This window comes from Saccharopolyspora phatthalungensis, from assembly GCF_014203395.1.
Classification (GTDB): domain Bacteria; phylum Actinomycetota; class Actinomycetes; order Mycobacteriales; family Pseudonocardiaceae; genus Saccharopolyspora; species Saccharopolyspora phatthalungensis.
In genome coordinates this window covers 414,195-440,995 of record NZ_JACHIW010000002.1, presented here as the reverse complement: position 1 = coordinate 440,995, position 26,801 = coordinate 414,195, and the positions used below count along the sequence as shown (strand labels likewise).

General features: G+C 69.5%; 29 protein-coding genes. 13 read left to right on the top strand and 16 right to left on the bottom strand.

Annotated features, from left to right (window positions below):
• Positions 1-27 precede the first annotated feature (27 nt).
• Entirely contained in the window at positions 28-684 is a 657-nt protein-coding gene (locus BJ970_RS29030; protein ID WP_184730136.1) for a hypothetical protein, read from the top strand.
• Between the two features lie 346 nt (positions 685-1,030).
• On the opposite strand, the gene BJ970_RS29025 is transcribed toward BJ970_RS29030, so the two are convergent.
• On the bottom strand, positions 1,031-1,828 hold the full coding sequence (locus BJ970_RS29025; RefSeq protein WP_184730134.1) for an HpcH/HpaI aldolase/citrate lyase family protein: 798 nt from the start codon (positions 1,826-1,828) through the stop codon (positions 1,031-1,033).
• Positions 1,825-2,670 (bottom strand): HTD2 family dehydratase, encoded by an 846-nt coding sequence (locus BJ970_RS29020; protein WP_184730132.1) that lies wholly within the window; start codon positions 2,668-2,670, stop codon positions 1,825-1,827. Before BJ970_RS29020 ends, BJ970_RS29025 begins: the two co-directional genes overlap by 4 nt.
• Positions 2,671-2,926: 256 nt before the next feature.
• On the opposite strand from BJ970_RS29020, the gene BJ970_RS29015 reads away from it, so the two are divergent.
• The 3 genes from BJ970_RS29015 to BJ970_RS29005 all read left to right on the top strand — a co-directional run bounded on the left by BJ970_RS29015 (position 2,927) and on the right by BJ970_RS29005 (position 6,185).
• Entirely contained in the window at positions 2,927-4,126 is a 1,200-nt protein-coding gene (locus tag BJ970_RS29015; RefSeq protein WP_184730130.1) for an MmgE/PrpD family protein, read from the top strand.
• A 28-nt stretch (positions 4,127-4,154) separates the two neighbouring features.
• A complete protein-coding gene (locus BJ970_RS29010; protein ID WP_184730128.1) occupies positions 4,155-5,321 on the top strand; it encodes an acyl-CoA dehydrogenase family protein in 1,167 nt (388 codons plus the stop codon).
• Positions 5,322-5,435: 114 nt separating this feature from the next.
• Positions 5,436-6,185, top strand: a complete 750-nt coding sequence (locus tag BJ970_RS29005) for a GntR family transcriptional regulator (RefSeq protein WP_184730126.1) — start codon at positions 5,436-5,438, stop codon at positions 6,183-6,185.
• A 14-nt stretch (positions 6,186-6,199) separates the two neighbouring features.
• On the opposite strand, the gene BJ970_RS29000 is transcribed toward BJ970_RS29005, so the two are convergent.
• Positions 6,200-7,138 carry an RluA family pseudouridine synthase gene (locus BJ970_RS29000; RefSeq protein WP_184730124.1) on the bottom strand — a complete coding sequence of 313 codons (939 nt, stop codon included), beginning with the start codon at positions 7,136-7,138 and terminating at the stop codon, positions 6,200-6,202.
• A gap of 193 nt (positions 7,139-7,331) precedes the next feature.
• Between BJ970_RS29000 and BJ970_RS28995 the strand changes: the two genes are divergently transcribed.
• Positions 7,332-8,495 (top strand): MFS transporter, encoded by a 1,164-nt coding sequence (locus tag BJ970_RS28995; RefSeq protein WP_184730122.1) that lies wholly within the window; start codon positions 7,332-7,334, stop codon positions 8,493-8,495.
• A 155-nt stretch (positions 8,496-8,650) separates the two neighbouring features.
• Here the strand turns inward: BJ970_RS28995 and BJ970_RS28990 are convergent, their stop codons facing one another.
• Positions 8,651-8,818: a hypothetical protein gene (locus BJ970_RS28990; RefSeq protein ID WP_184730120.1), complete on the bottom strand. Its 168-nt coding sequence runs from the start codon at positions 8,816-8,818 to the stop codon at positions 8,651-8,653.
• 140 nt (positions 8,819-8,958) lie between these two features.
• On the opposite strand from BJ970_RS28990, the gene BJ970_RS28985 reads away from it, so the two are divergent.
• Complete coding sequence (locus BJ970_RS28985) at positions 8,959-9,135, top strand: hypothetical protein (RefSeq protein WP_184732641.1); 177 nt, start codon at positions 8,959-8,961, stop codon at positions 9,133-9,135.
• Positions 9,136-9,165: 30 nt separating this feature from the next.
• Here the strand turns inward: BJ970_RS28985 and BJ970_RS28980 are convergent, their stop codons facing one another.
• The 4 genes from BJ970_RS28980 to BJ970_RS28965 form a co-directional block, all read right to left on the bottom strand.
• The gene (locus BJ970_RS28980) at positions 9,166-9,585 is read right to left on the bottom strand and encodes a MarR family winged helix-turn-helix transcriptional regulator (protein WP_312864522.1); all 420 of its coding nucleotides are present in this window, start codon (positions 9,583-9,585) and stop codon (positions 9,166-9,168) included.
• Between the two features lie 121 nt (positions 9,586-9,706).
• Complete coding sequence (locus tag BJ970_RS28975) at positions 9,707-11,176, bottom strand: MFS transporter (RefSeq protein WP_184730118.1); 1,470 nt, start codon at positions 11,174-11,176, stop codon at positions 9,707-9,709.
• 217 nt (positions 11,177-11,393) lie between these two features.
• Positions 11,394-11,828 carry a universal stress protein gene (locus BJ970_RS28970; RefSeq protein ID WP_184730116.1) on the bottom strand — a complete coding sequence of 145 codons (435 nt, stop codon included), beginning with the start codon at positions 11,826-11,828 and terminating at the stop codon, positions 11,394-11,396.
• A 38-nt stretch (positions 11,829-11,866) separates the two neighbouring features.
• Complete coding sequence (locus BJ970_RS28965; RefSeq protein WP_184730114.1) at positions 11,867-12,700, bottom strand: SDR family NAD(P)-dependent oxidoreductase; 834 nt, start codon at positions 12,698-12,700, stop codon at positions 11,867-11,869.
• 270 nt (positions 12,701-12,970) lie between these two features.
• Here BJ970_RS28965 and BJ970_RS28960 point away from each other — a divergent pair, with 270 nt between their 5' ends.
• Positions 12,971-14,164 (top strand): S8 family serine peptidase, encoded by a 1,194-nt coding sequence (locus BJ970_RS28960; protein WP_184730112.1) that lies wholly within the window; start codon positions 12,971-12,973, stop codon positions 14,162-14,164.
• 21 nt (positions 14,165-14,185) lie between these two features.
• Here BJ970_RS28960 and BJ970_RS28955 read toward each other — a convergent pair whose 3' ends face one another.
• From BJ970_RS28955 to paaI, 7 genes are all read right to left on the bottom strand, one after another.
• Positions 14,186-14,512 (bottom strand): hypothetical protein, encoded by a 327-nt coding sequence (locus BJ970_RS28955; RefSeq protein ID WP_184730110.1) that lies wholly within the window; start codon positions 14,510-14,512, stop codon positions 14,186-14,188.
• 150 nt (positions 14,513-14,662) lie between these two features.
• Positions 14,663-14,998, bottom strand: coding sequence for a plasmid stabilization protein (locus BJ970_RS28950; RefSeq protein WP_184732393.1), 336 nt, complete (start codon positions 14,996-14,998; stop codon positions 14,663-14,665).
• A 65-nt stretch (positions 14,999-15,063) separates the two neighbouring features.
• A complete protein-coding gene (locus tag BJ970_RS28945; protein WP_184730107.1) occupies positions 15,064-16,032 on the bottom strand; it encodes a phytoene/squalene synthase family protein in 969 nt (322 codons plus the stop codon).
• A gap of 90 nt (positions 16,033-16,122) precedes the next feature.
• Positions 16,123-16,758, bottom strand: coding sequence for a hypothetical protein (locus BJ970_RS28940; protein ID WP_184730105.1), 636 nt, complete (start codon positions 16,756-16,758; stop codon positions 16,123-16,125).
• A 445-nt stretch (positions 16,759-17,203) separates the two neighbouring features.
• The gene (locus tag BJ970_RS28935; RefSeq protein WP_184730102.1) at positions 17,204-17,824 is read right to left on the bottom strand and encodes a TetR/AcrR family transcriptional regulator; all 621 of its coding nucleotides are present in this window, start codon (positions 17,822-17,824) and stop codon (positions 17,204-17,206) included.
• Between the two features lie 13 nt (positions 17,825-17,837).
• Positions 17,838-19,187, bottom strand: coding sequence for a phenylacetate--CoA ligase PaaK (paaK, locus tag BJ970_RS28930; protein ID WP_184730100.1), 1,350 nt, complete (start codon positions 19,185-19,187; stop codon positions 17,838-17,840).
• Positions 19,184-19,627 (bottom strand): hydroxyphenylacetyl-CoA thioesterase PaaI, encoded by a 444-nt coding sequence (paaI, locus tag BJ970_RS28925; RefSeq protein WP_184730098.1) that lies wholly within the window; start codon positions 19,625-19,627, stop codon positions 19,184-19,186. Before paaI ends, paaK begins: the two co-directional genes overlap by 4 nt.
• A 203-nt stretch (positions 19,628-19,830) precedes the next feature.
• Between paaI and paaZ the strand changes: the two genes are divergently transcribed.
• The 6 genes from paaZ to paaE are packed head-to-tail and all read left to right on the top strand — an operon-like array spanning position 19,831 to position 25,667.
• Positions 19,831-21,873: a phenylacetic acid degradation bifunctional protein PaaZ gene (gene paaZ, locus BJ970_RS28920; protein WP_184730096.1), complete on the top strand. Its 2,043-nt coding sequence runs from the start codon at positions 19,831-19,833 to the stop codon at positions 21,871-21,873.
• A 2-nt stretch (positions 21,874-21,875) separates the two neighbouring features.
• The gene (paaA, locus tag BJ970_RS28915) at positions 21,876-22,841 is read left to right on the top strand and encodes a 1,2-phenylacetyl-CoA epoxidase subunit PaaA (protein WP_184730094.1); all 966 of its coding nucleotides are present in this window, start codon (positions 21,876-21,878) and stop codon (positions 22,839-22,841) included.
• Positions 22,838-23,149: a 1,2-phenylacetyl-CoA epoxidase subunit PaaB gene (gene paaB / locus BJ970_RS28910; protein ID WP_184730092.1), complete on the top strand. Its 312-nt coding sequence runs from the start codon at positions 22,838-22,840 to the stop codon at positions 23,147-23,149. The genes paaA and paaB overlap by 4 nt, the downstream gene beginning before the upstream one ends.
• Before the next feature lie 10 nt (positions 23,150-23,159).
• On the top strand, positions 23,160-24,050 hold the full coding sequence (gene paaC, locus BJ970_RS28905) for a 1,2-phenylacetyl-CoA epoxidase subunit PaaC (RefSeq protein ID WP_184730090.1): 891 nt from the start codon (positions 23,160-23,162) through the stop codon (positions 24,048-24,050).
• Positions 24,044-24,562 carry a 1,2-phenylacetyl-CoA epoxidase subunit PaaD gene (gene paaD / locus BJ970_RS28900; protein ID WP_184730088.1) on the top strand — a complete coding sequence of 173 codons (519 nt, stop codon included), beginning with the start codon at positions 24,044-24,046 and terminating at the stop codon, positions 24,560-24,562. The genes paaC and paaD overlap by 7 nt, the downstream gene beginning before the upstream one ends.
• Position 24,563: 1 nt before the next feature.
• Entirely contained in the window at positions 24,564-25,667 is a 1,104-nt protein-coding gene (paaE, locus tag BJ970_RS28895; protein ID WP_184730086.1) for a 1,2-phenylacetyl-CoA epoxidase subunit PaaE, read from the top strand.
• 110 nt (positions 25,668-25,777) lie between these two features.
• Here paaE and ku read toward each other — a convergent pair whose 3' ends face one another.
• On the bottom strand, positions 25,778-26,743 hold the full coding sequence (gene ku, locus BJ970_RS28890) for a non-homologous end joining protein Ku (protein ID WP_184730084.1): 966 nt from the start codon (positions 26,741-26,743) through the stop codon (positions 25,778-25,780).
• Positions 26,744-26,801: the final 58 nt, after the last annotated feature.

Below are 26,801 nucleotides of genomic sequence, written 5' to 3'. Positions count from 1 at the left end.
GAACTGCTCCTGCTGGCTAACAACCGCTTGGCCGACGGGCTGCTGGCCGGCGCCCAGCACAGCGTGCCCGCGGGCCAGGCGGTCCTGGACTACCTGCTGAGCGTGCTCAACCTGGTCGTGGCCGCCGCCTTGTGGTGGTCGGGGCGGCGGGACCTGTCCACCCGGCTGCTCACGATCGCGCTCGTGGCCACAGCGGGCGCGGTCAACCCCCAGGCGCACGCTTCGGTCGCCGCGGTGCAGGCCGCCTTTGACGTCAACATCAGCTGGTGGCATGTCCTGCTGCTGCACGGCGTCGGCGGTGTCGCCTACGCGTTGGCGCTCGTGCTGTTCCCGACCGGCAGGTGGGACCGGATCGGCCCGACATCGTGGCTGGCCCGGGTCGCGGTGGGCGTCGCCGTCGCCGGAGTGCTCGGCCTGCTGGCGCTGTCGACCGCCGACTACCCGCACACGATCAGCTTCGTCATCTTCTTCGGCGTGCTCGTGCCGATCGTCGGCTTCGTCGTGCAACGGCATCACTCCCGCGCCGGGCCCACGCCGGAAATGCGGCGGGAGTCCCGGTTGCTGTGCACGGCGCTGGCGGTGGCGTTGATCCCGTGCTGCTCGCCGATCACGGCCTGGCCGCGGCGTTGTCGGCCGAGTTCGGCGCGGAGTCCACTGTGGTGCTTCGGCTGGACGAGAACGTAGTGTGTCTGCTCCAGCTCGAACAGCAAGTCGGCGCGCCTGGGATCGGCAGCGGGAAGGTCCCGGACGGCGGCCTCCAGCGCTCTCAGCACCTCACGTGTCCGGCACATGTCCGCGGTGACCGGGATGTCCGCCCGCCGGAAGTCCGCGATCACGTGATATTGCTGGGCGAGCCGGTGGATCCGGACCGGCAGCGGCGCGGTCTCATCGCTCCCGGTCCGCTGCCGGGGCCCCGGCGGCCCGGTCTCGGCGATCAACACGGTGTCGGTGCTCGACACTGCCCGCTGAAAACCGCGTTGGACCATGTGCGCTTCGGAGCGCTGGAACCCGAAGCGCGGTTTGCCGACGGTCAGGACGGGATTTGGCCGAGGATGCGGCGGGCTCGGTCGACCACCGGCTTGTCGATCATCTGTCCGTCGAGCACCGCTACCGAGCCGTCCGCGGACGCGCGGAGGACTGCGTTGGCCCACTGAACCGTCTCAGCAGACGGGGTGAACGCCGCGCGTACCGTCGGCAATTGCTTGGGGTGAATGCACAGTTTGCCGGCGAAGCCGAGGCTCGCGGCGTGCGCGCTGTCGGCGATCAGCAGCGCTTCGTCATGCACCGCAGTCGTTACGCCGTCCAGCGGCGCTGCGAGCTCCGCCGCCGCTGCGGCCAACACCAAGGCCGAACGCGCGTGCAGCAGCGCCTGCCGGTCGGTGTGGTCGACGCCCAGTTCGGCGGCGAGGTCGACGCTGCCGAACGCCGGTCGCACCACACCTTCCACGCGGCAGATCTCGGCCGCGCCGAGCACCCCGGCGGCGGTTTCGATCAGCGGGATCACCGCCGGAACCTGCCGCGAGACCGCCGCGACCTGCGCCGGATCGGCCGCCTTCGGCAGCATGATCGCGCAGGAGTGCTGCCGGACCATCGCCAGGTCCTCGGCGTGCCATGGCGTGCCGACGCCGTTGATCCGCACCACGGCCGACCGCCCGCTGCCGAGGAATTCGGCGACGTGCTCGCGGGCCGTGTCCTTCTCCTCGACGCCGACCGCGTCCTCCAGGTCGAGGACGACGGCGTCGGCACCGGCGGCCGCCGCCTTGGCGAAGCGATCCGGCCGGTGGCCGGGCACGAACAGCAGGGTGCGGGCGTGGTCGAGTTCGGTCATCGGAACGTCACCTTCGCTTCGGCCATCACGTGGTCGGGGGCGGTCCGCACGGTCAGGTTCCCGTCCGGGCCACCGCAGACCAGCGCCGGATCCCCGGTGAACACCGGGCGCCGCAGCCGGTAGTCCACGCCCGCGATCTCCCGCTCCGGCGCCTGCTGCCGGGCCAGTTCGGTCATCAGCAACACCAGGATCGGGCCGTGTACCACGAGCCCCGGATACGACTCGGCCTCGCGCGCGTATGGAGCGTCGTAGTGGATGCGGTGCGCGTTCGCGGTCAGCGCGCTGAACCGGAAGAGCCGCACCGGGTCGCCGGTGAAGGCATGCTGCCACGGCGCGTCCGAGACGGGCGGTTCGGTGGGGCGCGGCGCATCGGGGCTCTTGGCCGAGTTCTCCCCGCTGCGGTAGACGTAATCCTGCTCCTCGACGAGCCTGACTTCGCCGTCCTGCCGGTACTCGCCGCGCACCGTCACGAACGCCATCTCGCCCGAACGGCCTTGCTTGATCGACACGTTGGTCAGCGACAACGTGCGCTCGGCCGGGATGCTCAGCCGCAGCGGACCGGTGATCGCGAGGCGGCCACCGGCGAACATCCGGCGCCGGTTCGGGATCGGCGGTAAGAAGTGACCGTGCGTCGGATGCCCGTCCGCGCCTAGCTCGCTGTGCCGTGGCCAGTGCAGGAAGTGCACCCAATGCCACAGCGGCGGGAGCGACGTGGTGTCGGCGAACTTCTCGGGCGTCTCCAGCACCGCGGCCAGTGCCTGCGAGGGCTCCGGGGACATCGCGTCCGCGTCCACCAGCGGCTCGGGGCGCCAGCCCTGCAAGTAGGTCTCAAGACCGGGCACTGGTCCTCCTTCCGGTCCGGGCCGGTGCCGGCCCGGACGACGCTCTGATTGGGCCGTACAAACTGGGGCAAGTCTGTGCTCATCGCCGCGAGGCGTCAACGGCGCACTGTCATTGCGGTCGGTGATCTCGCCAACACATGCGGATTTCTGGCGCAGTCGGAGGGGCTTGACCCGGCGGCACATTTGGCCGTACAAAGGTTGCGGCTGATCGGCGTGGCGACACCGCAGGAGGTGGCGCGCTGACGGAAAGGTACCCATGGCATCCATCGCTGACTCACTCGCGCAGTGGGCGGCCGAGCTCGACCCGGGCGAGGACGATCTCGCGCTCGCCCAGCTCTCACTCGTCGACACCGCCGCCGTCGCACTGGCCGCACGGGAGCACCCGCTAAGCGAGATCGCGGCCGGGCTTCCGGATGCGGCGCGCTGGGCCGCCGTCGGACACGTGCTGGACTTCGACGACCTGCACCTCGAGTCGACCACGCACATCAGCGTCGTGACGGTCCCGGCCGTGCTGGCCACCGGCGGTGACGCGCGGGCGTACCTGGCGGGTGCGGGGGTGATGGCGAGATTGGGCACCGCGTTGGGCTGGCCGCACTACCGCGCTGGCTGGCATGCGACGTGCACCGCCGGTGCACCAGCCGCCGCAGTCGCGGCCGGAACCGCGCTGGGCCTGTCCACCGAGCAGCTGGCAACCGCGATGGCGTTGGCCGTCCCCGCCGCCGGCGGCGTGCAGAACGCCTTCGGCACCTACGCAAAGTCGTTGCAGGTCGGGTTCGCGGCCCAGGCAGGAGTGCGCGCGGCCAGGCTGGCGCAGGCGGGGGCCACCGCGGACCCGAGCGCGCTGGACGCGTGGCTGGAGCTGGTGGGCGGCGCCGGCCAACTCGACCTGGCCGGTCCGGCGGTACCCGGCGGCCGGGCCATCAAGGTCTACCCCTGCTGCTACGCGATGCAGCGGCCGATCGCCGCGCTGCGCGACATCCGCCACGACATCCGGCGCGAGGTGCGTAGCGTGCGGGTCAGCACGCCGAAACCCACCGTCAAGCCACTGATCCACGACCGCCCCGGCACCGGCCTGGAAGGCAAGTTCAGCCTGCCCTACGCCGTGGCCACGGCGCTGCTTGACGACTATCCGGACTTCGCCGCGTTCACCGACGACGCCGTCAATCGCGAGCCCGCCCAGCGACTGCTGCGGCAGGTCGAGGTGACCTACACGCCGGGCGAGGAAGGACTGCTCACCGGCGAGGTGGAGATCGAGGTCGAGCACGGAGGTCCGGCTCTGCGGGTGCGGCTGGCGCAGCCTCCGGGGGCGCCATCGCGGCCGCCGACCGACGCCGAACTGCGCGAGAAGTTCGCGGCCTGCGGTGCGGACGTGCCCACCCTGCTGGCCGAGGCGGACTGGGAATCGGTCCGGGCACTACTAGGGCGGACGTTCCCCCGCACGGGGACAGTCGAGTGAGGATCTGGCACCGCAAGGGAGCAATGCATTGAGCACATTGGACATTCTCAGCGCCGACGAGAAGCTCGCCGTGGAGACGGTGCGCGACTTCGTCGACAAGTCCGTCAAGCCGGTGGTGCAGGAGCTGGAGCACTCCAACACCTATCCCGAGGCCCTCATCGAACAGATGAAGGAGCTGGGCATCTTCGGGCTGGCGATCCCGGAGGAGTACGACGGCACGCCGGTTTCGACGCCGTGCTACGTGCTGATCACCGAGGAACTCGCCCGCGGCTGGATGAGTCTGGCCGGCGCGATGGGCGGGCACACCGTGGTGTCGAAGCTGCTGCTGCATTTCGGCACCGAGGAGCAGAAGCGCAAGTACCTGCCGAAGATGGCCACCGGCGAGATCCGCGCGACGATGGCGCTGACCGAGCCCGGCGGCGGCTCCGACCTGCAAGCGATGACCACCCATGCCCGCCGGGACGGCGACGAGTACGTGGTCAACGGCGCGAAGACCTGGATCACCAACTCGCGACGGTCCCAGCTGATCGCGCTGATGTGCAAGACCGACCCGAGCGCGCGGCCGGGACACAAGGGCATCTCGATCCTGCTCGTCGAGCACGGTCCGGGGCTGACCGTCTCCCGCGACCTGCCCAAGCTCGGCTACAAGGGAGTGGAGAGCTGCGAGGTGTCCTTTGAGGACTACCGCGCGCCGGTCACCGCGTTGCTGGGCACCGAGGAGGGCGAGGGCTTCGCGCAGATGATGAAGGGCCTGGAGACCGGCCGCATCCAGGTCGCTTCCCGTGCGCTGGGTGTGGGAAAGGCCGCTCTGGAGGACGCGCTGCGCTACGCCCAGGAGCGGGAGAGCTTCGGCAAGCCGATCTGGAAACACCAGTCGGTGGGCAACTACCTGGCGGACATGGCCACCAAGCTCACCGCGGCACGCCAGCTGACCCTGCACGCCGCGCGCGAGTACGACGCGGGCCGCCGGGTGGACATGGAAGCCGGCATGGCCAAGCTGTTCGCCTCGGAGGTGGCGATGGAGATCGCGCTGAACGCGGTGCGCATTCACGGCGGCTACGGCTACTCCACGGAGTTCGACGTGGAGCGGTACTTCCGTGACGCGCCGCTGATGATCGTCGGCGAGGGCACCAACGAGATCCAGCGCAACGTCATCGCCGCCCAGCTGGTCAACCGCGGCGGCCTCGACGCCTGACCCGATGTCGGCGATTTCACTGGAAACGGCACGTCGATCTCCAGTGAAATCGCCCCCGTCAGGGCGCTGGAACGTTTCCGCTACGGTCGGAGGCGACAGCAGCGAGGTGGTGACGTGGCACAGCGGACCGATGGTCGGGAGAGCGCATACCTGCGATTGGCGCGGGAACTGCGGGCGGCGATCCTGCAGCACGACTATCCCGAGGGCAAACGCCTGCCCACCGAGGCCGAGCTCGCCGAGACGCACCGCGTCAGCCGGCAGACGGTGCGCCGCGCCTTCCAGGACCTCGTGGCCGAGGGCATGGTGTACCGGATCCCGGGGCGCGGCACCTTCGCCGCGCCGCGCGAGGAGCAGTACCTGCGCCAGTTCGGGTCCATCGACGACCTGATGGGGCTGTCGATCGATACGACCATGGAGCTGATCCGCCCGCTGCGCCAGCAGGTCGACCTCGACGCCGCAGGCCGACTGCGGCTGCTGTCCGACCGCGTGCACACGCTGGAATTCCGGCGGCTACACGAAGACGTCCCGTTCTGCGTGACGACCGTGTTCCTGCCCCCCGCGGTGGGCAAGCTCGTCGAGTCGGTGCCGGAGCTGACCGACGTCGGCGCGCGCAGCGGCGTGACCATCATCGGGCTGCTCGACGACCGGCTGACCGACCCCATCGCGGAGGCCGAGCAGAGCATCACCGTCGGCATGGCGACGCCGGAGATCGCCGGGCACCTCGGGTGCGAGCCGCAACGGCCCCTGCTGCGCATCGACCGCATGTACCAGTCGACGACGGGCCAACCGGTGGAACTGGCGGTCAGCCACTTCCTGCCGGAGCACTACTCGTACCGGGTCCGCCTCCGCCGCAACGTGCGCTGAGCTACGCCGCGCGGCTATCGGCCGGGCGCCGAGTGACCGTCCACTTCGGTCCAGGCCGACAGGGTGCGGCGGGATTCGAAGCGGCGTTGTCGCCCGCTGATCGGGTCGGTGAACTCCAGCGACCTGGCGAGCAGCTGCAAGGGATCGCTGAAGTCGTCGGCCGCGCGATCGCGCACGGTCGGGTAGAGGTCGTCGCCGAGGATCGGGATGCCGAGGCTGTTGAGGTGCACCCGCAGCTGGTGGGTTCGGCCGGTGCGCGGCACCAGCCGGTAGCGGCCGAGGCCGTCGCGGTGCTCGACCAGCTCGATGTGCGTTTCGCTGTTCGACTCGCCGGACTCTTCCCGGGCGGCGAGCACGCCGCGGGTCTTGACGATTCGGCTGCGCACCGTGCGCGGCATCGCGAGTCGGGGATCGAAGCGGGCGATGGCTTCGTATTCCTTGCGTACCAAGCGGTCGTGGAACAGGGTTTGATACGCGCCACGCCGCTCGGGCTTGAGCACGAACATGACCAGCCCGGCGGTCAGCCGGTCCAGCCGGTGCGCCGGGCTGAGCTTGGGCAGATCCAGGTCTCGCCGCAGCCGCACAAGCGCGGTCTCCACGACATGCCCGCCGCGCGGCGTAGTGGCCATGAAATGCGGTTTGTCCACGACCAGCAGGTCGTCATCGCGGTGCACGAGGTTCAGCGCGAACGGCACCGGCGTCTCCTCCGGCAGGTCACGGTGAAACCAGATGAACGCACCGGGCGTGAACGGCGCATCGGGCCGGAGTGGACCGTCGACCCCGACGATCCGGCCGTCGCGGAGCATCGCGTCGATTCGTTCCGGAGCGAGTTTCGGTATCCGGTCGACGAGGTGGTCCCGGACGGTCGCCCAGCGGCCGTCGACGGGCAGTCGCAACCGGACGGGGTCCAGGCCGTGCCGCTGGGGCAGCGGCGATGTGAGTTTGCGTCGCATCGCCCCTCCAGCGTAACCGGCGCTCAGAGCCGCAGTTTGAAGCCCTCGTGCGAGGCATCGAACGCGAAATCGGGGAACTGAATCCGGCATGGCATCGCATGCGCCGCTGATACTCCGGCGGGGTCCGGGAAACCACGAGCCGGGTGCCCCGGTTCTTGGCATGATCGTCGGGGCTCCGGGAGAAGGGCGGAAGATGTCCGAGGTCGCGGCGGTTCGCAAGCCGGTGGCGGCGCGGTTGGCGGTGGCCACGCTGTTCCTGGTGAACGGGGCGGGCTTCGCCAACGTCGTGCCCCGCTACCCGGAACTGAAGGATGGCCTCGCCCTGTCCAACGCCGCGCTGGGCACCACGGTCGCGGCGCTGGCGCTGGGGTCGCTGGTCGCCGGGGTGCTGGCCGCGCCGATCCTGGCCCGCTGGCGCTCGGCCGGTGTCGCGGTGTGCTGTTCGGTGGTGCTGGCCGCGGATCTCGTGGCGATCGGGCTGGCGGGGCAGTGGTGGCAGTTGGCCGCCATCCTGTTCGTCGCGGGCGCGATGGACGCGATCGTCGACGTGGCGATGAACGCGCACGGGCTACGGGTGCAGCGGCGCTACGGGCGGTCGATCGTGAACTCCTTCCACGGCGTGTGGAGCGTCGGTGCGATCATCGGCGGCTTGGCGGGCTCGCTGGCCGCCGGTGCGGCGCTGCCGGTGCCCCTGCACCTCGGCATCGCCGCCTTGGTGCTGGTCGCGGTCGTGATCACGAGCAGTCGGTTCCTGTTGCCAGGGCACGACAACGCCGAACGAGCGGGCCGGGCGCGGCGAACCCGACCGCCCTTCGCGATGCTGCTCGCCCTGCTGGCGCTCGGTCTGCTGTGCGCGGCGGCAGCGCTGGCCGAGGACACTGCGGCGTCGTGGGGCGCGGTGTACATGCGCGATTCGCTGGGCGCGGCCGCGGCAATGGCGGGTCTGGTGTTCGTGGCGCTGCAAGCCGCGCAGACGACCGGTCGGCTCTTTGGCGATCGGCTGGTGGAACGGTTCGGTAACCGGGCTGTGGCGCGCAGCGGCGGCATCATGGTGCTCGTGGGGGTGGGCATGGCGCTGGTATGGCCGTCCATCCCGGCCACACTCGTCGGGTTCGCGTTGGCCGGTTGGGGAGTCGCGACAGTTATCCCGGCCGGGTTTCACGCCGCCGACGAACTGCCCGGCCTGTCCTCCGGTGCCGGACTTGCTGTCGTCAGCTGGGTCTACCGGCTGGGCGTGCTGGCCGTACCGCCCGTGGTCGGGCTGCTAGCCGACGCGGTCAGCCTGCGCTTGGGCCTGGTGGTGGTGCCGTTCGCGGGTGCGCTGATCATTGTGCTGGCATCGCGATTGCCGCGCTGAGACGTCATGTCAAGGCAGGGCGTGCGCGTGCAAGGCGGGATTGTCGTTGGTACGCAGGCAAACCGGACGCAGTTCCCGAGATCGCGCGGGCCGCGCCGGCGGGTGAGGATCGGCGCGTGTTCCCGGTGCCGCAGGACTCCGGACCACAGGCCAGATCAGCCGAGCAGCTTGGCGAAGAACCAGCCGACCCGGCTCACCTTGCGCACTCGCGGGTTGCCGGCCACGCCGTGGATCTCCCACTGCTGACCGCACACGTCGCACCGCCACAAGCCGATCCGGGAGATGTCGGGTTCGCAGGGGTGGCCTCGGCGCCCTCGTCTCATGCACCGATCACACCACACCCCGTGCGCGCATTAGTCGGAATCGGGTCCCGAAGATCGGGTGAAACCGTGACTTTTGGCCTTACTCCGAGTGCACGTGCACGCGTTACCGTCGGCGGCGGTATGTGCACGGCGGGGAGGGGATGCAGGTGACACTGCGGGAATTGGTCGAGCAGATGGAACGGCGCTGGGAGGAGCTGATGACCCTGCGCGCGAGCCCGGACATGTACGGCAGTGAAAGCCTGGATGGCCAGCTCTCCGAACTGGAGCTGTGGCTGCTGCGGATGCACCGCCTGAGCGCGGGGACTCGCGCCGCATGAGGGATACCTCGTTCGCACAAGGTGTCCGGATCAGTTGACCAGTCGCCTGCGCGCGAGCTTGCCGAGAAGCCGGTGCAACTCGGTGCGCTCGGCCGGGGTGAGCCGTTCGAGTAGTTCAATGTCCACCGCGTCGGCAACCGGTGCGACCGCGCGCAGTTCGGCCCTGCCGACGTCGGTGAGTTGTAGGAGTCGGCGGCGCCGATCGGCGTCGTCGACCGTGCGGCGGATCAGGCCGCGCTGTTCCATGCGCATCAGCAGGGACGCCAGTGTCGCTTTGTCGATCGCCGCCCGATGTCCGAGTTGAGCCTGCTCGATGCCTGGTTGTTCCCGGATCGCGGTGAGCACCGCGTACTGCGGTTTGGTCAGGTGTGGCAGGTGGGACTGCCAGCTCGCGGTGTGCTCCTGCATGGCGCGGCGCATGAGGTGGAAGACGGCCTTGTCCAGCTCCACGTGGGCGTCACTTCCGTCGAGATGGGCGACTGAGGTGTGGGCATAGTAGTGCAAATGGCCCAAATACCACGACGATCTGCGCAGCCGTGACTACTCAAAGAGGCGCACGGAGCTGCGCTCGTCACGAGGTAGTGCCTTGACCTCGTTCGACGGCGCAAGTGCAAGGGTCCTGGCAGGCGTGGTTGAGGCCCGGCAGCGGGTAGGTGGTGACTTTCCGCGTGCGGTCGATCGTCAGCCAGGCCAGCACGCCCCCGGCCGCGCACATCGCTGCCGAGATGAGCATGGCCTGGCCGAAGCCCGGGCCGAGCGGGGCGCCCGCGCCGGTATGCGACAGCCCGGTGGCCACCGGAAGCACCGCGACCGCGAAAAGCCCGGCCAGGCGGGAGACCGCGTTGTTCACACCGGAGGCCAGACCGCCGTTGTCGGGGCTGACCGAAGCGAGCACCGCCGAGGTCAGCGGCGCAACCGTGATGGACAACCCGATTCCGAACACCAGCACCCCCGGCAGCACCCCGTTCAGATAGGTGCTGCCGGGCACCGCCCACGTCAGCAACGTCAGGCCGCCGGCGCAGATGACCGGTCCGATGGTCATCAATACGCGCGGGCCGGTGCGCTGGGCGAGCGCACCCACGCGACCGGACATCAGCAGCATGATGATCGTGATCGGCAGCGTCGCGATACCGGCGGCGAGGGCCGGGTAGCCCATCGACTGCTGTAGCTGCAAGGACAACAGGAACAACGCCCCGCTCAGCGCCGCGTAAACGGCGAACGTCGTGAGGTTCGCACCGGTAAACTGCGCGGACCGGAACAGCGACAACGGCAGCAGCGGCTCCGGGTGGCGCATCTCTATCAGCGGGAACGCCACCAGCGCGGCGACACCCACGACGGCCGCCACCGCGGTGAGCCCGTCCCACCCCTTCGTGGGGACCTCGATCAGGGCGTACACGGCACCGGCCAGGCCGATGGTCACGCTGATCGCGCCGAAGATGTCCAACCGACCGCCTGCGGTCGGGTTGCGGGTTTCCGGGACGTGCCGCAGCGCGAGCAGCGCTGCGGCCGCGATGGGAACGTTGATGAAGAACACCCATCGCCAGGACGCCGTGTCTACCAACCAGCCGCCCACGAACGGCCCGATCGCCGAGGACACGCCGGTCATTCCGGCCCACCGGCCGACCGCCTCCCCGCGGTCGTCGTGCCGGATGGACGAGTTGATCAGTGCCAGGCTGCCGGGCACCAGCAACGCGCCACCGATGCCTTGCAACAGTCGCGCGATGATCAGCGCCGCACCGTTGGGGGCAAGGCCGCAACCCAGCGACGCCAGGGTGAACAGCACCAGCCCGATCGTGTACACCCGGCGACGGCCGTAGCGGTCCCCGAGCGCGCCGCCCAACAGCAGCAACGCGCTGAGCGTGAGCAGGTAGGCGTCCAGCACCCACTGCAGGACGCTGAGGCCCCCGCCGATGTCACGGCCGATCGTCGGCAACGCGACGTTGACAACCGAGCCGTCGAGGAACGCCACCCCGGAGCCGAGGATCGTGGCAACCAGGATCCAGCGGCCCGATTGGGAACGCAGGGTTACAGCGGTGGTCATCTTCCGACCATAGAAGAACATCTCCAGTTCGGCGTCGGCGAGGCCACGCCCGTCCAGCTCGGCTCGGCGGTGGCCAGCGCGGTCATCACGCCGTCCGCTGTCCGCTTACTCTCGCCGCTGTGCGGATCTCCGTCAACACATCTCAACGCCCGCCCGAAGGTCCGAAGTGGACCCGGATGAAGTGGTCAAGCGCGCGAGTACTGCGGGATCTCGGGATTCAGCGGCGGACGATCACGACCGGGCAATGGGCGTGCTGGGCGCACCGCTGGCTCACCGAACCGAGCAGCGCGCCGTAGAAACTGCCGTGGCCGCGGCTGCCGACCACCAACAGGTCGGCGTCGGCGGAGGCGTCCAGCAGCGCCTGCGCCGCATGTCCGTGCGTCAGTACGCGCTGGACCGGTGTGATCGAAACGGTGTCGTGCTCGACCTCGTCGACCGATTCGTCGAGGCTCTTGCGCGCAGACTCCTCGAAGTCGTCCGGTGGCATCGGTCCGCCCTCCCAGCTGTAGAACGCGGGAAACTCCCAAGCGGTGACCACCTGCACCGAAGCTCCGGACAACGCCGCCTGTTTCAGCGCCCACCGCAGGGCGCACTTGGACGATTTTGAGCCGTCCACCCCGACGACGATCTTGCGTTGGGATCCGCTGTTCATGGCGCCAGCCTCCGGTTCCGCGTTCAGCTGTGGCGGGCTCAGTCGCGGGCCTGCTCGATGAGCTTGTCGGACAGGTCGCGCAGCTGTGCCCGGGCCTGCGCGTCATAGGCCTGTTCGAGCGCGCGGCACGGGCGGGTTCCATGGAAGTAGCCACCGGTGACCTCGTCCAGTCCCGGATCCGCGACCAGCCGCATCGTCGCGTCGACACCTTCGGCCACGGTGCTCACCGGGCTCACGCCGGCCTCGCGGACCATCGCGGTGTTCATGTAGGTCGCCGGGTGCAGCGCGTTGACCGATACCCCGCTGCCGCGCAACTGTTCGGCGAGGTCGAAGGTGAACATGATCTGGGCGAGCTTGCTCTGCGCGTAAGCCCGGGTGCCGAAGTAGTTTCCGACCAGCATCGGATCGTCGAAGTCGATCGGGTGCTGCCCGGCCGAGGCGACGTTGACCACCCGGGCCGGGGCCGAGGCGATCAGCAGCGACTGCAACAGGCGCGTCAGGTGGTAACCGGCCAGGTAGTTCACCGCGAACCGCAGCTCGATGCCGTCCGCGCTCTCCTCCCGCCCGGCGCCGGGCGCCCCGGAGCCGGTGCCCGCGTTGTTCACCAGCACGTCCAGCCGGTCGCAGCGCAGCCGGACGTCGTTGGCCAGCCGCGCGACTTGGCGTAGCTCGGTGAGGTCCGCGAGGACAGCGTCGAGACGATCGGATCCGGTGGCCGCCGCGATCTCCGCGCGGGTCTCCTCGGTTCGCTCCGCGCTGCGCCCGTGTATCAGGACCCGGGAGCCGGCCGCGGCGAGTCGGTGGGCCAGCGCCCGGCCGAGCCCGCTGGTCGCTCCGGTGACCAGGATGGTTCGCTCGCTGGGGGTGCGCACGGATCGCTCCGAACTGTCGAGTGGCGGTCACGACCAGTGTGCGGACGAGCGCCGGAAAATGTCATCCACCCGTACGTGTCGCGACCGATCTCCCCCGACGTGAGTACCCCGAAAGTGTTGTGCAGCAAGAAGTCTCTCGCGGATGACGGGATGGCTGGTACGGAATGTGCAGTCCTTACCCGGGTGGGTGCTTGTCACTGAGGGTGACCCGCGATACACCTGGGGTCGGTGTGGCGCCTCGCCACACCGAATCTGGCCGAGGGAGCGACCATGACCACCAACGAGGAGAGCTCCACCGGACGCTATCTGGTGCTGCTGGAAGACGACTCGACCATCATCGGTACCCGCGAGTTGACGCGGCTGACCGGGCTTCGCCTCGCGAACACCGCCGATGCCGCGGGCGCAGCGCCGGGGGAACTGTTCAGCGCTGCGAGCGGGATTGTGTTGCATCAGCTCGGCATCGCCTTGATCAGCGCCGACCCGGACCAGGCGTCGGCCCTGGAACGGGCGGCGCAGGAAACCGGTCCGATCGCGGCGTTCGAGCCCGAACGCCGGGTATTCGCCATCGACGAGGACTCGCCGGAGGCCGACATCGACGCGGACGCGCCGGAGGCCGACGGCGAGTTCACCTGGGGCCTGCATGCCGTCCGCGCCGACCGCACGAAGCCCACCGGCAAGGGCATCCGGGTCGCGGTGCTCGACACCGGCCTGGACCTCAAGCATCCCGACTTCGCCGACCGCGACATCGTCACCGGTTCCTTCGTGGAGGGCCAGGACGTGCAGGACGGCCACGGGCACGGCACGCACGTGATCGGCACTTCCTGCGGGCCGCGGATCTCGGAGGCCGGTCCCGGCTACGGGATCGCCTCGCAGGCCAGCATCTACGCGGGCAAGGTGCTCGGCGATGACGGCTCCGGCGGCGACATCGGCATCCTCTCCGGCATCGAGTGGGCGATCTCCAACGGCTGCGCCGTGGTGTCGATGTCGCTCGGTGCGCCGGTGCAGGCCGGCCAGGCGTTCTCCACGGCCTACGAGCGGGTCGCGCGGCGCGCGATGGCGCGTGGCACCCTGATCATCGCCGCCGCGGGCAACGAGAGTGAGCGTTCGTCCGGGCTGATTGCGCCGGTCGGGCACCCGGCGAACTGCCCGTCCATCATGGCCGTCGGCGCGGTCGATCAGCAGACTCAGATCGCGGATTTCTCCAGCGGCACGGTCGATGAGATCGGGCAGGTGGACCTGGTCGGCCCTGGTGTCGGCGTCTACTCGAGCTGGCCGGGAGCCGAGCGCTACCGCAAGCTCAGCGGCACCAGCATGGCCACTCCGCACGTCTCCGGTGTCGCGGCGCTCTATGCGCAGCAACACCGGGAACGGGCGTGGGGCCTGTGGGCGCGGTTGTCGCAGACGGCTCGTCGCCTGTTGCTGACCTCGACCGATGTCGGTGCGGGCCTGGTTCAGGCTCCGTAGCGGTCGAAGGCCGCCGCGCGGTCATTCGTCTCCATCGATGGCCTGCGCGGCGACCTTCGCGCAGTTGCCGAGGTCTTCGGCGGCGGCTGCTGCCTGGTCGAGCGCGACGTGCACCGTCGAGGGCTCGGCGACGTTCGACGATTCGTACGCGGATGCAAGCACGTCCAGTTGCCGGGCCAACCGGGCGCCTGCCGCGGTGACGACGAGCAACGCTTCCCGCGCCGCGGTGACTTCGACCGGCGTTTGACCCACACCGCGGGCACTGCCCTCCAATTTACGGCCTGCCTGCGCGATCATTTCGGCGGTCGCGTTGACGTCTTCCCAGCGCGATGGCGTTCCGCTCTCCATCTGGTCGCCCCCAACGAGCGCTGGTTGCGGCGCTCTCTCAGAGTTTCCGCCACGTTCCGTCGTCGGCGAAACCCCATACGTCATTGGTTCCACCCACCTGAATGGTGGAACTCCGCTATCCGTGCACACGTGGACGCGAAGTTCGCGCGGTCAGCGTTGCTGCAAGGCCCGCTCCAGGTCCGCCTTGGTCATCTTCGAGCGGCCCCTGATGCCTGCGCGCTGCGCATCCGCGTAGAGCTGCTGCTTGGTCCGGCCACCCGGTCCCGATCGGCTGCCGGAACGAAGTCCGCCGCGGCGTTGCGGCGGGATGTCCTGCGTGGCGGTCCGGCTCTGCTGCTGTGACTCGCCGCGCTGTGCGCGTGTCTTGTTGACCGTTCGCGCGGCAATCTCCTCGGCGCGATCCTCGCTGCTGCCGCGTTCCAAGGCCTGGTTCTTGATGTGTTCGTACTGCCGTTCTTCCTTCTCGGTCCAGCTCTGCTGTGGCAACGTCGGCCACCTCGCTTTCTGGTGGTAGGGCACGACGCGTATCGCATACCCGCTGAGCACGGTGGTCACACGTAGGAGCGGCGGGCGCGGAGGCGGGCGGCGACCACCGAGCCGAGCGCTGCGGCCGCGACACCCAGGCGGCGCGTGCCGGAGACCGCCAGCCGCCGCCGGAACACGTCGTACCCCGACTCCACGATGCGGTCCAAGATCTCGCCGTACAGCGTGAACGCCGTGGTCACGCACGGCCGGGACAAGGGGGCGAGCAGCGCTATCCCCGGCTCCGCGGCCCGGTACTGCGCGCGGGTGCGCGCCACCTGATCGGCCAGCGCCTGACGCACTCGGCGATCCGGTCGGCCGCCCCGGCACCAGGCCAGCCGGTCCCGGCCCACCCCGAACGCCGCCAGTTCCTCCATCGGCAGATAGACCCGGCCGCGGTCGAGGTCCTCGCCGACATCGCGCAGGAAGTTGGTGAGTTGGAAAGCCCCGCCCAGGGCCGCCGCGTAGGGCTCGGCCTCGGCGGCCGGGCACACCGTGCCGAGCACCGGGAGCAGTTGGAGGCCGATCACCGCCGCAGACCCGTAAATGTAGGCGTCCAGTGCCGCCCGGGTCGGATATTCGCGGACCGTCAGATCCATCCGCATCGAGGCCATGAAGTCGGTGAACATAGCGGGGTCGATGCGGTGCCGCGCAACGGTGTCGATGAGCGCGGCCAGGATCGGGTGATCGCTGCGCCCGGTGCGCAGGCAGGCACGCAAATCGCGGTCCAGTTGGTCCAATGCCTGCTGCCGGTCCCGCACCGTTCGCGGCTGTTCCGTGTCGTCGACGATGTCGTCGACCCACCGCGCGAAGCCGTAGAGCGCGTGCACCGAGGGCCGCTGCGCCGGGGTCAGAAGGCGCGTCGCGAGGAAGTAGGTGCGGCCGTGTGCGGCGTTGAGCATCCGGCACCGCTGGTAGGCGGCGCGCAACTGCGGTGCAACGCCCGCGGCATCGAGCTCGCGGCGCGACGCTGCCTGCAGCCTGGTGCCCGTGTCCATACCGGAAATCTCAGCACACGGAGCGCCTGCGCGTGCGTACGGTAGCCGCCGCGGTGAAGCCGGTCACTGCCCGAGTCCAATGGGGACTGCTCACTCCAGGCCGCTTTCGGCCAGGGCCTCGTCCAGGCCGTCGAGCAGGACCACGCCCAGTGTCTTCGCGACGGAGCCGGTGGCCAGTTCGGAGCGCAGCCGATAGGCAAGCGGTCGCACCCGGTGTGGGTCCGGGCGATCCTGCCGTGCGGCCTCGCACAGCCGCCGGGCGATCAGTTCGATCTCGACGGTGTCACCGTAGCGAGCGTGCACCGTCGGCAAGGCCAGCAACACGACCTTGGCCACCCGGGTCAGCCCGGTGAAGTCCGGGCCGGCTGGCGAGGTCGGCGCTGCCTGCGTGGGTACGACCGGGTGCGGTGGGCGCTCGTCCAGCACGGCGACCGATTGCGCTCGTGCCCAGGAACTGACGTCGCCGCCGTGCCGCCCGGCGCAGATCAATCCGGATCCGGTCAGGCCCGCGCGGGCGGGCGCACCCTGCTGACCGGTGCCGCTGGTGGCGATCAGCTCGTGCTCGCGCAGGTTCCGCAAGACGTCGGCGAGTTCGGCCCACGACGGTTGCAACGCGGCCGCTTCGGCCGCCGGGCTGTCGAAGAAGCCCGCGACCTCCGGTCGGAAGCGGTCGTCTTCGTAGAGGTAGCGGAGGAAGGCGCGAGCGATCGACTCAAGCCTTGACAATGTCGCCTCCAGATGACTCGTCCAGGGTTCAGGGCGAGAGGGAAGGCGGGCCCGGTACGGCTGAAGACGGCCAAGACATACCGGCTCGCGGCCGGTGCCAGAAGTTGGTGCCGCTGTCCCCAGAATCAGCGGATCCGCCCTTGCAACCGCCGGGTCCGGGGCGGTCACAACGAGTCAGACTAAGGGGACCGGGGTCGAGATCGCAGGAGTCTTTTGTCACCCACAAGTTGCTGATTTCGCCGCCGCGGCGGAACAGTCCGATGTGTTCAACGCCTGGTGGCGCCCGGATCGCCGCTAACGTCTGCATGGCAAGCGGCGCGGGCACTTGCGTCTTTCGTCACATGCGTAACTAGCGCCGCCCCGGATTCTCCTGCTTCATGGGCAGGCGGCGATCCGCCCACGGGAACCGAGCCTGGAACGGTAAGACAGCAGAACCGGGAATTCGTTACGCCTGTTTTCCCGGAATGGTGCGCAGCCCGTCGAAGGCGATCTTGGTGACGGCGTCGGCCACCTGCGCGGCCCGCAGACCGCGGCTCGGCTTGTACCACTCGATGACCGAGTTGACCATGCCGAACAGCAGCCTGCTGGTCAGCGCCGGATCGACATCCGGCCGGATGCTGCCCTCCGCCTCGGCCTGCTTGACCAGTTCGCTGACCACGTGATCGAATTCGCGGCGCCGGGTCAGCGCCTGCCGCTCGACCCTGGTGTTGCCCCGAACCCGCAGCAGCAGCGTGACGAACGGCAGCTCCTCGACCAACACCTCGATGCTGCGCCGGACCACGTGTTCCAGCCGGTCGATGGCCTTTCCGGTATTCGACGCCTCTTCCTCGGTGACCGCGAACAGCGCGTCCAGCGCCCGGTTGACGCTCAGCCGCAGCAGCTCGTCCTTGCTGGAGACGTGGTAGTAGATCGCCGATTTGGTGATGCCCAGCCGCTGGGAGAGGTCCTCCATGCTGGTGCCCTCGTAGCCGCGCTCGTTGAACACCCGGACGGTGACATCCAGCAGTCGGCCGAGGTCGTAGCCCGGCCGTCCTCGGCGGTTCGCACGCCCAGCGGTTTCCGACATGGCTTGCAGTATTTCAGTCCGCGGATCGGGATTCGCGCCGGTCCACGAGCCGGCGCAGCTTGCCGACCGAGCGCTCCAGCGTGTCCGGATCCACCACGGTGACCTCGGTGCTGATGCCGACGCCGTCCTTGATCGCGCGGACCAGTTCGATGCCGGCCGGTTCCCGGCGGCTGCCGGGGCAGTCGATGCGGGCCTCGACCCGCACGGTCATCTTGTCCATCCGGCCTTCGCGGGTGAGCACCAGCTGGAAGTGCGGCGACAGCCCCTCGGTGCGCAGCACCAGCTCCTCGATCTGGGTGGGGTAGACGTTCACGCCGCGCAGGATGATCATGTCGTCGCTGCGACCGGTGATCTTGGTCATCCGGCGCATCGGCCGAGCCGTGCCGGGCAGCAGCCTGGTCAGGTCCCGCGTGCGGTAGCGGATGATCGGCATCGCCTGTTTGGTCAGCGAGGTGAACACCAGCTCGCCCTCGACGCCGTCCGGCACCGCCTCTTCGGTGAGCGGATCGATCACCTCGGGGTAGAAGTGGTCCTCCCAGATGTGCAGCCCGTCCTTGGTCTCCACGCACTCATTGGCCACACCGGGGCCCATCACCTCGGACAGGCCGTAGATATCGACCGCGTCGATGTCCAACCGTTCTTCGATCTCCGCCCGCATCTGCTCGGTCCACGGCTCGGCGCCGAAGATGCCGATTCGCAGCGAGGTGCCGCGCGGGTCGATGCCCTGCCGCTCGAACTCGTCGATGAGGGTGAGCATGTACGACGGCGTGACCATGATGATCTCGGGCCGGAAGTCCTGGATGATCTGTACCTGCCGGGCGGTCATCCCGCCGGAGGCCGGGATCACGGTGCAACCAAGCCGCTCGGCCCCGTAGTGCGCGCCGAGCCCGCCGGTGAACAGGCCGTAGCCGTAGGAGACATGCACCTTGTGGCCCGGGCGCCCGCCGGCCGCGCGGATGGAGCGCGCCACCATGTCGGCCCAGACCTCCAGGTCCCGCTCGGTGTAGCCGACGACGGTCGGCTTGCCGGTCGTTCCGCTGGAGGCGTGCAGGCGGCGGACCTGCTGCATGGGCACCGCGAACATGCCGAAGGGGTAATTGTCCCGCAGGTCCTGCTTGGTGGTGTGCGGGAACTTCGCCAGGTCGGCCAGGCTGCGGCAGTCCTCCGGCCGGACGGCCGCGGCGTCGAACTTGTCACGGTAGAGCGCCACGTTGTCGTAGGCGTGGCGCAGGGTCCGTTGCAGGCGCTCCAACTGCACCGCGGCGAGCTCGTCGGCGGAATACCGCTCGGCGGCGTCGAGATCGGCCGGGTTTGGCGCGGCTCCGAGCCGGCGCGGCGAGGTCAGCGCCGTTCGCCCGGTCATGGTCTGGCCCCCTCGGGCTGATTGATCTGTTCGCCGTGCAGCGATCGGCTGTGGCCGCGGAATTCGGCGATCAGTTCGTCGCCGCGCTGCACGGATACGTCGTAGATCCCGCTGCGGCCGAACCGGGTTCGTTCCTCGGCGCGGGCGACCAGCAGGTCGCCGCCCCGCGCGGGACGGATGAAGGTGATGTCCGCGCGCGCCGCCACTGTCGTCGGGCCGTGGCTGTTGCAGGCGCAGGCGAAGGTCGTGTCGGCCAGCAGGAAGATGTAGCCCCCGTGAGCGATCCCGTGGCCGTTGACCATCGCGTCGGTGATCCGCATCCGGGTCCGGGCGAATCCGTTGCCGGTCTCGACGAGCTCGATGCCGAGGGCCTGCGAGGCGCGGTCGTCACCGAAGATGGCCCGCGCCGGGTCGTGCGTTCTCGCGCCGGTCTCCTGCACTGGTCCACCGCCTCGTAACCGAACGAATAGTCGGTAATTAAGACGCCGTTGCCGGGTGCTGTCAAGGGGGTCCGGTGCAGCCGTCCCAGCTGGCTCGGCAACGCGGAATTCCGGCGTGTCGGGTGATGCGCGGATGCGGCCGGAAGTGCTACTTTTTTGAACGAACGGTCAGTTAAAGAACCAGCCGGAGGAGGTCGGGGTGCATGGCTGCCCTGCGGAGCTACGTCAACGGTGCCTGGCACGCCCCATCGGACGACGGGGTGCCGCTGCGCGATGCCGTGACCGGTGAGGAGGTCGCGCGGGTTTCCTCGGCCGGGATCGACATGGCCGCGGTGCTGGCGCACGGGCGCGGCCGGGGCGGCCCGGCGCTGGCGGAGCTGACCTTCCACCAGCGAGCCGCGTTGCTGAAGAGCCTGGCGTCGTACCTGCGTGAGCATCGCGAGGAGCTGTACGCGCTGTCGGCTCGAACCGGTGCCACGCTCGGTGACTCCAAATTCGACATCGACGGCGGTATCGGGGTGCTGTTCGGCTACTCCAGCAAGGGCCGCCGGGAACTGCCCAACGACACCGTGTACGCCGATGGCGCGGTCGAGCCGCTGAGCAAGGGCGGCACGTTCGTCGGGCAGCACATCTGCACACCGTTGCGAGGCGTCGCGGTGCAGATCAACGCGTTCAACTTCCCGGTGTGGGGGCCGCTGGAAAAGTTCGCGCCCGCCTTTCTGGCCGGGGTGCCCAGCCTGATCAAGCCGGCCAGCCAGACCGCGTATCTCACGCACCGACTGGTGGAGCTGATGGTCGATTCGGGACTGTTGCCCGTGGGCTCGCTACAACTGATCTGCGGCGGCGTGGGCGACCTCTTCGAGCACCTGACGGACCAGGACCTGGTGTCGTTCACCGGCTCCGCCTCGACGGGCCAGCGGTTGCGCACCCATCCGGTGGTGGCGGCGAACTCGGTGCGGTTCAACGTGGAGGCCGATTCGCTGAACTGCTCGATCCTCGGTCCGGACGCCGCGCCCGGCACCGACGAGTTCGACCTGTTCGTCAAGCAGCTGGTCACCGAGATGACGGTCAAGGCCGGGCAGAAGTGCACCGCGATCCGGCGGGCGCTGGTGCCGGCGAACCGCATCGACGACGTGGTGGCGGCGGCCAAGGCGCGACTGGACAAGGTCGTCGTCGGCAATCCTTCCTCGCCGGAGGTGCGGATGGGCGCGCTGGCCAGCCTGGAGCAGCGCGAGGAGGTCCGGCGGTCGCTCAAGGCGTTGCTGGAGGCCGGGACCCTGGTGCACGGCGATCCCGAGCGGGTCGAGGTCGTCGACGCCGATCCGGAGCGCGGCGCGTTTCTGCCGCCGCTGCTGGTCCGCTGCGACGATCCGGACCAGCCGCAGCCGCACGAGGTCGAGGCGTTCGGCCCGGTCAGCACGGTGCTGCCGTACGAGACCACCGCGCAGGCCGTGGAGCTGGCCCGGCGCGGCAAGGGCAGTCTCGCCGGTTCCGTGGTGACCGCCGACCGGGAGTTCGCGCGCGACGTGGTGCTGGGCGCGGCGTCCCGGCACGGCCGGATGTTGGTGCTTAACCGGGACAACGCCGCGGAGAACACCGGGCACGGCTCGCCGCTGCCCGCATTGGTCCACGGTGGACCGGGCCGGGCCGGTGGCGGCGAGGAGATGGGCGGCGTGCGCGGCGTGCTGCACCACATGCAGCGGACCGCGGTACAGGCCGACCCGGCGACGCTGACCGCGATCACCGGACGGTGGGTGACCGGATCTCCGCGCAACGTCACCGAAAAGCACCCGTTCCGCAAGTACCTCGAGGAACTACGCATCGGCGACACGGTGGTCGCCGGGCCGCGCGCGGTGACTTTGCCGGACGTCGAGCACTTCGCCGACTTCACCGGCGACACCTTCTACGCGCACACCGACGAGGAAGCGGCGCGGGCCAACCCGTTCTTCGACGGCCGGGTCGCGCACGGCTACCTGGTGGTGTCCTTCGCCGCCGGGCTGTTCGTCGACCCGGACCCGGGTCCGGTGCTGGCCAACTACGGCCTGGAGAACCTCCGGTTCCTCACGCCGACCTACCCCGGTGACGAGATCACCGTGACGATGACCGCGAAGCAGATCACGCCGCGGGTCGGCGCCGAGCACGGCGAGGTTCGCTGGGATGTGGACGTGACCAACCAGGACGGCGCTTCGGTGGCCAAGTACGACGTGCTCACGCTGGTGGCCAAGCGGCCGGGGGAGCAGGAGTGACCATGACGAGCACGGTGGACCGCCTCGGCGACGCCGAGCTGCAGCGGCACTTCGAGGAGCGGATCGCGCACGACCAGCGCATCGAACCGCGCGACTGGATGCCCGAGGGCTACCGCAAGACCCTGGTGCGCCAGATCGCCCAGCACGCGCACTCCGAGATCATCGGCATGCAGCCGGAGGGCAACTGGCTGAGCAGGGCCCCGAGCCTGCGGCGCAAGGCGATCCTGCTGGCCAAGGTGCAGGACGAGGCAGGGCACGGGCTCTACCTGTACTCCGCGGCCGAAACGCTCGGCGTGGACCGGTCGGAGCTGACCGAGAAGCTCATCGAACGGCGGCAGAAGTACTCGTCGATCTTCAACTACCCGACGCTGACCTTCGCCGACATCGGCGTCATCGGCTGGCTGGTCGACGGGGCGGCGATCTGCAACCAGGTGCCGTTATGCCGCAGCTCCTTCGGGCCCTACGCGCGCGCCATGGTGCGGATCTGCAAAGAGGAGTCGTTCCACCAGCGGCAGGGCTATGAGCTGCTGCTCACGATGATGCGCGGCACCGACGAGCAGCGGGAGATGGTGCAGGAGGCGACGAATCGCTGGTGGTGGCCGTCGCTGATGATGTTCGGCCCGCCCGATGGCGACTCGCCCAATACCCAGCAGTCCATGGCGTGGCGGATCAAGCGGCACACTAATGACGAACTGCGGCAGCGGTTCGTCGACATGACCGTGCCGCAGGCCGAGGCGCTGGGCGTCACGCTGCCCGACCCGGCGCTGCGCTGGAATGACGGCCGCGGGCGCTACGACTTCGGGGAGCCGGACTGGTCCGAGCTCAAGCGGGTCATCGCCGGGCACGGGCCGTGCAACGAGGAGCGGCTCGCCCGCCGCCGGGCCGCGCACGAGGAAGGGCAGTGGGTGCGCGACGCGGCAGCCGCCTATGCCGAAAAGCAGACCGCACGCAAGGAGGTCGCGCGATGAGTTCGGACACCGAAGCTGGCGCGCCGCGGTCCTCGTGGCCGTTATTCGAGGTTTTCGTCCGCGGCAAGCGGGGTTTGAACCACGTGCACGTGGGCTCGCTGCACGCCGCGGACGAGGAGATGGCGCTGCACAACGCGCGCAATCTCTACACCCGCCGCAACGAGGGCGTGAGCATCTGGGTGGTGCGGGCGGATTCGATCACCGCGTCCAGCCCGGACGAGAAGGACCCGTTCTTCGCGCCCAGCGGCGACAAGGTGTACCGCCATCCCACGTTCTACCGCATCCCCGACGACGTTCCGCACATGTGAGGCCGGCCCCATGTCGTTCGACAACGCCTACGAGGCGCTGACCACCACCGAGCCCGGCGGCGAGTCCCGCTGGGCCTTCGGCACCGGCTTCGACGACCCGCTGTCCGGAGTGGACACCGCGCTGCCCGACGGCGTCGACGGCACGGCGCTCGCCCGGTACTGCCTGATGCTCGGCGACGATGCCCTGATCGCCTCGCAGCGGCTCACCGAGTGGGTCACCCGCTCGCCGGAGCTCGAGGACGAGCTGGCCCTTGCCAACATCGCGCTGGACCTGCTGGGGCAGGCGCGGTTGCTGCTGGCCCGCGCCGGGCAGTCCGATGGCAGCGGGCGCAGCGAGGACGAGCTGGCGTACTTCCGCGACGAGCGCGAGTTCCGCAACGTGCGACTGGTCGAGCCGCCCAACGGCGATTTCGCGCAGACCATCGCCCGGCTGCTGGTGTTCTCGACGTGGCGTCTCGCGCTGTTGGCCGGGCTGACCGAGTCGCGCGACCCGGTACTGGCGGCGATCGCGGCCAAGGGCGTCAAGGAGTTGGCGTACCACCGCGAGTACGCGGCACGGTGGACGGTTCGGCTCGGCGACGGCACGGCGGTGTCGCACGTGCGGATGCAGCACGGGCTCGACCAGGTGTGGCCGCTGGTCGACGAGCTGTTCGTGCCGAACGCGACCGACCGGGAGATGGTCGGGGCCGGTGTCGGCATCGACCCGGCGCAGACGCGCGCGGAGTTCGACGACGTCCTGGAACAGGTCTTTGCGGCGGCCACCCTGCGGCGGCCCGACAGATCGGGGCTCGCCGGTGTGGCGGGGCGAACCGGCCGGGACGGCATCCACACCGAGCATCTGGGCTTTCTGCTTGCCGAGTTGCAGAGCCTGGCCCGAGCGCACCCGGAGGCGACATGGTGACGAGTACCGAGCCGGACCTCCGGCACGCCCGCGCGGTCGCCGAGTCGGTCACCGACCCGGAGCTGCCGGTGCTGACGCTGGCCGACCTCGGGGTCCTGCGCGATGTCGAACTGGCCGGCCACGGCAAGGTGGTCGTGTCGATCACGCCCACCTACTCGGGCTGCCCGGCAATGCACGAGATGCGCACCGACCTCAGCCGCCGGCTGCACGCAGCGGGCTTTGGCGAGGTCGAGGTGCGTACGGTGCTGGACCCACCGTGGACCACCGATTGGATCAGCGCAGCCGGTCGGCGGAAGCTGGCGGAGTACGGCATCGCCCCGCCGGGCGCCGCCCCGCAGCGTGCATCCGGCCCCGTGCCGCTCACGCTGACCCCGCCGCGCGCCCGAGTTCACTGCCCCCAGTGCGGTTCACCGGACACCGAGCAGGTCTCGCAGTTCAGTTCGACCGCGTGCAAGGCGTTGCGCCGATGCCGCTCGTGTCGCGAACCTTTCGAGCACATCAAGGAGATCTGACGTGGTCCGTCCCGCCCCCGCGCCCGCACCGGCCGCGGTCCGCCGCCGTCGCACGTCGTTTCACGCATTGCGTGTCAGCCACGTGGAGCGGCTGTGCGAGGACGCGGTCGCGGTCAGCTTCGACGTCCCGCCAGAGCTGGCAGACGAGTTCGCCTTCCAACCGGGACAGTCGCTGACGCTGCGGCGACAGGTGGACGGCCGCGAGGAACGCCGGTCCTATTCGATCTGCGCGCCCTGGGGATCGGCGCCGCGGATCGGCGTGCGCCACGTACCCGGCGGGCTGCTCTCCAGCTGGTTGGTGCGGGAGGTGCGGCCCGGCGACGAGATCGAGGTGCTGCCGCCCAACGGTGGCTTCACCCCGAATCTGACCACCGACGAACGGCACGTGTGCATCGCCGCCGGGTCGGGGATCACGCCGGTGCTGTCCATCGTGGCTTCGGTCCTGCGTGAGACGGAGGCGACGGTCACGCTGCTCTACGGCAACCGGAGAAGTGACACGGTGATGTTCGCCGACGAGCTCGCCGACCTGAAGGACCGTTACCCGACGCGGCTGGAACTGGTGCACGTACTCTCGCGAGAACCGCGCGAGTCGGAGCTGTTCACCGGCCGATTGGACGCGGCGAAGCTCCGCGCGATCCTGTCCACAGTGCTCGAAGCGGCCGCGGTGGACCAATGGTGGCTGTGCGGACCGTTCGGCATGGTCAGCGACGCCCAAGACGTGCTGCACGAAAGCGGTGTCGCCACCGAACGGGTTCACCAGGAGCTGTTCTACGTCGAGGACGTGCCGCCGGAACCGGCGCGCCACGAGGAACCGGCGACCGAGGGCCCGACCAGTGAGGTCACGGTGGTGCTCGATGGTCGGTCGACGCCGATGTCGCTGCCCCGCGACGTCCCGGTCCTCGACGCGGCCCAGCGCATCCGCCCCGACCTGCCCTTCGCTTGCAAGGGCGGTGTATGCGGCACCTGCCGGGCGAAGGTCACTTGCGGCGAGGTCCGCATGCGCCGCAACTTCGCCCTGGAGGAATCGGAAGTGGCCGAGGGCTTCGTCCTGACCTGCCAATCGCTGCCGATCACCGACAACGTGACGGTCGACTTCGACGTCTGACCACCGCTGGCCACCCGGCGCCGGTGCGGAGTGGTCGAAGGCCCCGTTGGCCGGGTGACTTGACGCCGCACCCGGAGGGATCGTTGCCAGGGTGATCGGTCCCTTGTGGATCAGGACGCTCGGCGGGAGCGGCGGCCCGCGGTGCCGGTGGGTTTTTGGGTGGCGGCCGCGACGGCTTCTTCGAGTTCGGCTCGCTTCATTTTGGACCGGCCCTTGATCCCCAGCTGCTTGGCCCGGTCGTCGAGTTCGGCCTTGCTCAGCTCCGACAGGTCCTCTTCGGCGCGCTTGGGCTTGCGGCCCTTGCGGGCCTCGTCAACGCTGCGACGCAGCGCCTCGGTGAGATCGATGACGTCGGTCGGTTGCGGGGGTGCCTCCGCGGCCTTCACCTCGCCGCCGCGCGCCTTCTCCGCCAGCAACTCCTCGACCCTCGCGGCGTAGGTGTCCTCGTACTGCTCGGGCTCCCACGGCCCGCTCATCGACTCGATGATCGTGGTCGCCATCTGCAATTCCTTGTCCGACGGCGTCACCTGCTCGGGGCCCTCGCCAACCAGCTCGCGGGGGTCGCGAATTTCGTCCTCGAAGTAGAGCGTGTTCAGCGCCAGCACGTCGTCGTCGGCGCGCACCGCGGTGAGGTACTGCTTGCCGCGGAGCACGAAGGTCGCGATCCCCGCCTGGCTGGTTTCGCGCATCGCCTCGCGCAACAGGTTGTAGGGCCGGAAGTGCTCCTTGCTGTTGGGCGCCAGCCAGTAGGTCTTCTGGAAGAACACCGGGTCGATCTCGGAGATATCGACGAACGTGGCGATGTCGATCGTGCGGGAGCGGCCGGGGGCGATCTCGTCGAGTTCGGACGGCTCCACGGTGATGATCATGCCATCGGACTCGCGGCCCTTGACGATGTCGTTGTAGCCGACTTCCTTGCCGGTGCGCTCGTTGACCCGCTTGTAGCGGATCCGGTCGGCGGTCCCGCGCTCGTACTGGTGGAATTGGATGGTGTGGTCCTCGGTCGCGGCGTAGAGCCCGACCGGGATGGTGACCAGACCGAAGTTGATCGAGCCGGTCCAGATCTTCCGCGGCATGGCTGCCTCCCATCGCCCCGGCGCCCGGGCGCCAGGTGTTCACCATGCGGCGGTGGGC